The sequence below is a fragment of the Rhizobium sp. 01N447_2 genome (assembly GCF_056399245.1).
In genome coordinates, this window is sequence record NZ_JBFTQY010000134.1 from 1 (window position 1) to 6,854 (window position 6,854).

Genomic DNA, 6,854 nt, shown 5'->3' on the forward strand with positions numbered 1-6,854 from the left:
GTCAGTTCGAGACGGCTGTTGACGCGGCTGTTGACGGCCCAAACCTTGTAGGAACAAGATGCAATAGTTTCCTCTCCCCAGCCGTCGAACCTAATAATAGTAGCGCCCGAAACGGATTTTTTGCCATTGATGAAAAGCGTCGTCTCGGATTGCCAGTTCTTCTTCTGTGGTAAATCGTCTAACGCAATCGCATTCGCGTATTTCAGCTCATGCGTCCCGCTGGCACTAACTCTCTTTTCGACGAGCAACGGGTGCAAATATACAGCCGACACCGGCTGCAGTGAGCGGTTGCGCTCCACCAGCTTTTGTTCGGTGAGACCCGGACCGTCCGGCTTGTAGAACACGGAATAGAAAGGCACTTCCCTGGTAAGCAGCACGCCGTATTTGGTTTCGTTAGCGCTCAAGCAATTGCCAAAGGCTGGCGCCGCCAATGTTATTCCAACCAACAGCGACAAACTTCTCAGCAAGATCGACATTCAAGATATCTCTCATCCAAATCCGCTACCGTGACGCTTGGGCGAAATTCCCCTATCCTGCGCATGCCGGTCCCATCCACATCGCCGTCTTCATCAAGATTGCGGGAGGTAGGTGTTTTTCTCCATCCACTCTCGCACGATGAACCTGATCGTGTCATTGCGTGTCATGCCGAGCTCGCCGGCTAGGTCACGCAGCGCGCTCCGTTCTTATTCGGCCCGTCCCGGCCGAAGGGGGGTCTGCTGTGCTCCCGTATGGCGCGGCTGACCGCTTCTAATTGCCAAGCCACCACGAGCGCGCCGTCGGCCTCACCAGCCCGGCTTTTTTCATTGCTGTTCTCCAGCTGGGAAGGATGTCCTTCGATGTGCCGGCTATCCGCTTGCGGGCGGGTGGTCCAACGTCTTGATTGACCGCGGTGCAAGGAACTTCGGTCTGGATATGAAGTTGACCTTGTCGATTGAAAGCACTGATGCTGCGACCCAATGAGGCCCTTCAGTGTCGAACAAACCCAACTTCTTCTCGCAATTTGCGACGACGGTCGCGGAGCTTTCGGGAAAGCCGTTCACCTTTGTCGCGGCTTTGGCGCTCGTGCTTGTCCGGGCGGTTTCCGGCCCCTTTTTTCGGCTATTCAGAAACCTGGCAGCTTGTGATCAATACCACCACGACCATCATCACCTTCCTGATGGTGTTTGTGTTGCAGAACAGCCAGAACCGTGACGGAAAGGCTCTGCAGGCCAAGCTTGACGAACTCATCCTGACGAGCCAGGCCGCCAACTTCCCGAGAAGGATTGGTTGCCCCCAAATCCTGAGTGGGGAAAGGAATTCGGGGAAGGGAGTACTTACCTGATCATCCGAATTGTGGCCATCTATCTGGCGATGCGTTGTTTCGATGAGGTGCCCAGTCTGGAAAACATGGAAAACCGCAGCCATCCGCCGGTGGCTCTGAGGCAAACTTTTTTTATGCTGACCTGTTTGCTGYGCTGAACAAAGACACAGGCCGTGACCCGGCAGAGCTCAGTCGAATGGTGTTGCGGGTTATTGGATTGGGTGAGGAGGCGTTTGCCCTACTGACCGGCAAGCCCGTCGACGCGGCCGGTGTAAAACTTTCCTACAGTGCCGAGGGCATTGCGTACCCTAAAGGGCTGCTAAAGAACTGGGGGAAACTTCGCCCCCAATTGGAACCACTCAAAAGGGGCGGAATTCTTGCCCCAGTGACAGAGTTCTGAAGGAAGCTACAAAATTTGGTAGACGGCGGCTCCATCGTGCTCCTCTCGCATCCCTTTGTAGGAAGCGTGCGCAGCTTGCCGTCGTCGGTCCACGCCCGATACTCGATCTCGGCAATGAGCTTTGGTTTTACGAAAATTGCTCCCTTGCGATCGACGGCCGCGGCCGGCGGTGATGTGATGAGGCCGCCGAGCTTCTCCCGAAGCACACAAGCGGTAGCCGCCGAGGCATGGGACCAGGCTCAAGGTGCGCGCGAGGTTCTCGATCGGGATGGCCAGACGTTCACGGACCGTTTCGGCCAACCAAAAGAGAGACCTGAAGTCGGCATCATGCAGAACGCGCGCATCGCCTTCGCTCGACTGCTGCGCGAGCTCGCCCTAGATGGCGTGGATGGTCCGGACGCGCCACGCTCCCCGCGTACGGCCGATTACGGATCGAGGCGCTGATATGCCAGTCAGACGAAGGGCCGGCAAGCGGCGCTCGACCGATGGGCTCGACCAGTGGTTTTTCGTGTTCTCCAGCGGCCACGATTTCTTCGACGAACTGGCCGATCTCGGAATCGAGACGGATGCCTACCACTGTCCATCGATGGAGGATGCTGAATCAGCTTGGCGGCGATTGGGTGACGCCTTTTTAGAAATACCGCGCCACCCTGAGCAGGGGGAGCCGTGGGCGCTGAAAGAGTTTGGACCGCCAACAAAACGGCGCGGGAAGCGGCGTCGTTAGTCAACTCCAGCCGGAAGGCGATCAAGAGCGAGGGTGGCTTTGGGCGTTAGTCCTGCGGCGAGTCGTCGATATCCTTACCCAAGGCACCCTCAATGCCTCTGCGCACTCCCATCAGAAACGGTGTGCTGTTGCCGCGAGTGACAGGTTGTTCCGGAATACTAGGAAGGGCTACGGCTGTCCCGCGTACGGTTCTGTAGCCAACTTCGAAACCATCTCTAAAAGAGCCTTCTCTGACTATGTCGACCATTGTCGGACCCTCACGTTTCACACCAAAGTCGCACACCACCGGTCGGTCGTCAATTTCCCGTAAAAAGGCTTGGACCAGCGTGGGTCGCTTCTTCGGTATAACCTCGAATTGGAAATTTCATCCTATGCCAATCATCGAGCTTGTCGCCGCCAAGGGGTCACGGGCCGCAGCACTTACGAAGACGCGGATCTGAGCGACCTGTCGCTCTTCGCCGTTTAATCAAAGGAAACTTTATGACCAAGACCAACGCCCCCGCCGGCGACCCAACACCCGTGCCTGACGCAGAAGACGAAACCAATCTGCCGCCAACCGAGGCACCAGAAGACCCCCGGCATCCCCTTTGATCAGCGATGGAACCGGATGGGCATAGCCCCGCGCCTCGTCACCATCACGAATAAATTTGCAGCCGCCTTCGAGCGGCTTTTTCTATGGAGAATTAGATGCCATTAAGCTACCTCGTGGAACCGCCGGAACGACGCTCCGGGAACCCAACATGGCAGGTGAGCGGGCGATTGCTGCAGCTCTCGGCACAAGGCCACATCTGCTGTGGCGGACGCGTTACCACGCCTCCGGTCTGCGTAAATCTCCTCAACCACCCGCCAACTATGAGCGTCCGCCGACCATGCGGCAACGCCAAAACGACGCGGCGGCATAGACATGCACAACCCGCTCATTCCCTCCCATTCCCGCGTCTGCGAGACGGCAAATCTCGTCATGATGTTTTCGGTGACAGTCGCCGGCCTCATCGCGGCCGTGACCGCCTTGGTCATACAGGTGGCCGGATGATCAACCCTTTTGATCAGAAGGCGCTCTACGAAGCGCATCTGCGGGTTGGCCGCCCGCGAAACGTTGGTGCTGAGGGTTAAGGGGGATTCCCGAAAACGAGTTTGAAAAGGGTGCTCCGGATCAGGGGCAGACACCCTTTTCGTGCTGAGTTTTGCAGTCTCAGCGGAACGGAAATTAGCAGAGAGATTACTGTCCACCATCGGACCGAAGTCCGACTCACTCGCAATAATTCGTCGGGGCATAGGCCGCAACGCCGCTTTGTTCCTAGCTCTTGACCACGGATGTGCTGGCTCTGGTGATTGAACGACGATGCGGAAGGTCGGTGCGAGTTCGACCCGGCCTTTTTTGTTCGTTTGTACCCTGGCGCCGAGCCGAGATCTCGCGACGGCAGTTGGCGAGCATTGAAGATTTATCGAGGGGGCAATCCAGCCGAAGTCGGGAGCCGACGTAGCCCGAGCAACGACTGCCGTGTTGCGTTTCACCTCACCGTAGCGACAGCGAGTCGCAAAAGAGGTACGGTGCCCCAGCGCCGATCGAGGTAAGTGAGGATCGAAGCGACGAGTCTCGACGTTGAATCCTGCATGCTCGCTGGCGAGATCCTGCCGTCGTTCAAATATCGGTAACCGTCTAGCTTCGTCTCGCGTCATCGGAGGACGAAATGACAACGCCGCAGATTGAACGTAGGACCTCAGCCGTCGTGGTTTACACGGCTCTGTCGCGTCGGCAAAAAGACCGTGACGCCCTCCCCATGAGCCCGACATAGTGGCAGCAACGTTCTCAAGAGATCCGGATGCGGYGTGTCACCTGGCCATTGCTTTCCCAGTATGTGTGCTTTTTGGCGATCATGGGGTCGTCCATTGCCGGTTGAATCTGCCCAGTGGTACTGATCGCGCGTGAGGTCACGGTGTGTTCTCCAGGAGAGGGATTTTCCCAATCCGAGGACCAAATTTTCCAAGCGTGATCGGCTTCCTCACTGTGATCAATGATCGCTGGTTTCCATGGCGTTTGATCGATTTGCACTTCGACCCGGTCGATTGGTGCCCCCCAGGCCGCGCCGATAATGCGGTAACCTGAGCCTGTCCGGGTGACTTTGGCAGGTGCGGACTTTATCAGGGCTCGGCCGACGGAAGTCTCAGCCCAAACTGTCTCCCCTTCGTGCTCTTCCTCCCGGATGGTGACATAGTCGCGGGCCATCAGCAGGCTCATAAAACGGGAGTCGCGAACCTCGATTTCCTTCAGCCACTTGACGTTGGCTATGCCGTACCAACCCGGAGCGATCAGCCGCAGCGGGAAACCATTGGGCGTCGGCAGGCTCGCGCCGTTCATTTCATAGCAGAGTAGATTGTCGGGGCTCATTGCATCGGCGAGCGACATGCTACGAGCGAAGTTCTGTTGCATCTTGATGTCGCGTATTTCGACGTCGCCTCTGTCGGTACCGAAGAAGACAACCTCGATGCCATTATCAAGGACGCCGGCTTCCTGGAGGATCGGCGCAAGCGGCGTGCCTGCCCAGCGGGCATTGCCGATGCCGCCCGTGAAAAATGGGAACCCGTGGTTACCCKAGCATTCCACTGTGAAAACGACCTCCTGTCGCGGTCGCGCCTTGATGTCAGCAAGCGTCAATTTTAACGGCTTCTTGATCAGGCCGCCGATATCGAGGGACCACGATTTCTCGTCAATCGTCGGTCGATTGAAATGCGCGATGCTGAAGAACTTGTCATTCGGAGTTATGAAGGTATCCAAATCTTCCCAGACGAGCTGCGTCTGGATAACGGCCGGATTAGGATTTTCCGTCGGCTGATCGAGCCACGGAATAACCTTYTCGCCGGTCTGCGTCGGAAAAGCGTTGACCTCCGAAGCGTATAGACCCGCGATTGCGGCGAGAGCCGCACTTCCTTGAACGATAAATTCTCTGCGTTGAAGATCAGGCATGTTCTTCCCTCCCGGATGTCATCCGGAACGGGCTGCAATGCGCTTTGGGCCGTAGTCTGAAGGACGGATATGCGCACGATGTTTACCCCACCCGGAGACGCCTCCGGACGAAGTCAAGCGTCAGCTTCGCATATCAATAATGCAGCACCGGACGACTTTCTACTTTGCCTCGTATATGCGCAATTGCGAAAATAGTCCAGAGTTGTGGACAGAGAATCCTGACGGGAGGACCGACAATTTCGCTTTGGCATCGTCACGTCGCTCAGTCGAGGCTGGCCGGCGAGGAGAACGGCCGATTGGCGTCCACCACGAAGATGGCCAGCTCGTCGAGATCGGTTGTGCCGGCGTTGAACACCTCCATCGGCGTGTCGGCCCCGTGTCCGGTCATGGTCATGCCGGCTTCAGTATAGGTCACGCCGTGGGGCGTTTTCTGACCGACCTTGCCGGCGAGAACATAGAATACCTCGGATCCCGGATGCGTATGGATTGCCGTCTTGGTGCCGGGCGCTCCACCGGCGTGATTGACACGCAGCAGATACTCGCTCGCCTTGACCGGCGGAAGGGGTCCGATCTCGGCGACCTTGATTCCGCCTGGTGTCGATCCACCCTTGGGTCCGAGCGTGAACAGCCAGATCTTGTCCGCAACTTCCGCCACAAGCGAGGTCGGACCCGCCGCATCCTGGGCCTGCTTCAGCGTCGGGAAATTCTCCAGCCGCCAGTACAATGGCCCAGACGGCAGCTCCGTGATCTTCTTCTCAACCACCGGCTTGATGAAGAACTTGTTTTCTTCGGACAATGTGGCTGAAGTCATCAGCCCGAAAGCAGATAGGGAAATCATAAGCGCGCCGATATGGCGTACGCCGAGGGATCGCAGCTTCATGGTTGGTCCTCCTGGTAATGCTTCGTTGGCGGGCCGCTCGACGGTGGTGCGATTTCCTTACAAACGGGCGACCGCAGGCGATATGCCGCCCCGCAGTCTCGCACTGTCAAGACGTGGCGATGGCCACAAGAAGCGCAAATATGGTTGCTCGAATGTCGTGGAGCACTTACGGGCGGCAAAGGCGCGGTTGATGGCGAACGCCAGCACGCCCGCATATCAATGCGGCCTCCCCCTTCGCTTGCATTTCTGATTTCTTATTCTACCACAATTTGCGGCTGAGGGCCACGTCCGATTTCGGCAGATCTGAGTAATGATCCGGCGGGAAGCGTCTGATCAAAACCATGCGCAGTTCCGAAATGGACGCGATGACGTACATGTCGCCCTGTGGTCCGAAGTGCCGGGCGGTCCCTATGCCTATCCGGCGCCGGTTACCATGGCTTTCCTGTCCGGCGCTGCCGAGATCACCTTTCCGATCTTGCTGGTCCTGGGTTTCGCTACCCGATTTGCGGCGACCGGCCTGCTGTTCATGACGTTGATCGTCGAGCTCACGGTGCCGGACGGATGGCCGATCCACATTACCTGGGC

At 57.6% G+C, this 6,854-nt stretch carries 8 protein-coding genes and 2 pseudogenes; 6 read left to right on the forward strand and 4 right to left on the reverse strand.

What is annotated here, in order from left to right; translation table 11 throughout:
• Together AC1ECN_RS37730 and AC1ECN_RS37735 are read right to left on the reverse strand one after the other, a co-directional pair.
• A partial coding sequence (locus tag AC1ECN_RS37730) for a hypothetical protein (protein ID WP_477955928.1) occupies positions 1-476 on the reverse strand: 476 nt, incomplete at its 3' end.
• 68 nt (positions 477-544) lie between these two features.
• Positions 545-674, reverse strand: a pseudogene (locus AC1ECN_RS37735) (CopG family transcriptional regulator); the annotation flags it as partial.
• Between the two features lie 295 nt (positions 675-969).
• On the opposite strand from AC1ECN_RS37735, the pseudogene AC1ECN_RS37740 reads away from it, so the two are divergent.
• From AC1ECN_RS37740 to AC1ECN_RS37760, 5 genes and pseudogenes are all read left to right on the forward strand, one after another.
• Positions 970-1,321, forward strand: a pseudogene (locus AC1ECN_RS37740) (low affinity iron permease family protein).
• Between the two features lie 394 nt (positions 1,322-1,715).
• On the forward strand, positions 1,716-2,144 hold the full coding sequence (locus AC1ECN_RS37745; protein WP_245483684.1) for a hypothetical protein: 429 nt from the start codon (positions 1,716-1,718) through the stop codon (positions 2,142-2,144).
• 1 nt (position 2,145) lies between these two features.
• Positions 2,146-2,424, forward strand: a complete 279-nt coding sequence (locus AC1ECN_RS37750; protein WP_122330922.1) for a hypothetical protein — start codon at positions 2,146-2,148, stop codon at positions 2,422-2,424.
• A 740-nt stretch (positions 2,425-3,164) separates the two neighbouring features.
• Positions 3,165-3,326, forward strand: a complete 162-nt coding sequence (locus tag AC1ECN_RS37755) for a helix-turn-helix domain-containing protein (protein WP_085990010.1) — start codon at positions 3,165-3,167, stop codon at positions 3,324-3,326.
• A gap of 2 nt (positions 3,327-3,328) precedes the next feature.
• Entirely contained in the window at positions 3,329-3,457 is a 129-nt protein-coding gene (locus tag AC1ECN_RS37760) for a hypothetical protein (RefSeq protein WP_477955931.1), read from the forward strand.
• 777 nt (positions 3,458-4,234) lie between these two features.
• Here the strand turns inward: AC1ECN_RS37760 and AC1ECN_RS37765 are convergent.
• Both AC1ECN_RS37765 and AC1ECN_RS37770 read right to left on the reverse strand, forming a co-directional pair.
• Positions 4,235-5,389 (reverse strand): sulfite oxidase, encoded by a 1,155-nt coding sequence (locus AC1ECN_RS37765; protein ID WP_477955933.1) that lies wholly within the window; start codon positions 5,387-5,389, stop codon positions 4,235-4,237.
• Between the two features lie 262 nt (positions 5,390-5,651).
• Complete coding sequence (locus AC1ECN_RS37770; RefSeq protein WP_018481093.1) at positions 5,652-6,269, reverse strand: cupin domain-containing protein; 618 nt, start codon at positions 6,267-6,269, stop codon at positions 5,652-5,654.
• A 310-nt stretch (positions 6,270-6,579) separates the two neighbouring features.
• Between AC1ECN_RS37770 and AC1ECN_RS37775 the strand changes: the two genes are divergently transcribed.
• On the forward strand, positions 6,580-6,854 hold a 275-nt coding region (locus tag AC1ECN_RS37775; protein ID WP_477955935.1), incomplete at its 3' end, for a DoxX family protein.

What these genes read in the sequence shown, in the direction of transcription:
- AC1ECN_RS37750 (WP_122330922.1), top strand. Translation starts at nt 2,146, where the DNA reads ATGCCAGTCAGACGAAGGGCCGGCAAGCGGCGCTCGACCGATGGGCTC.
- AC1ECN_RS37755 (WP_085990010.1), top strand. Translation starts at nt 3,165, where the DNA reads ATGGCAGGTGAGCGGGCGATTGCTGCAGCTCTCGGCACAAGGCCACAT.
- AC1ECN_RS37760 (WP_477955931.1), top strand. Translation starts at nt 3,329, where the DNA reads ATGCACAACCCGCTCATTCCCTCCCATTCCCGCGTCTGCGAGACGGCA.
- AC1ECN_RS37770 (WP_018481093.1), bottom strand. Translation starts at nt 6,269, where the DNA reads ATGAAGCTGCGATCCCTCGGCGTACGCCATATCGGCGCGCTTATGATT.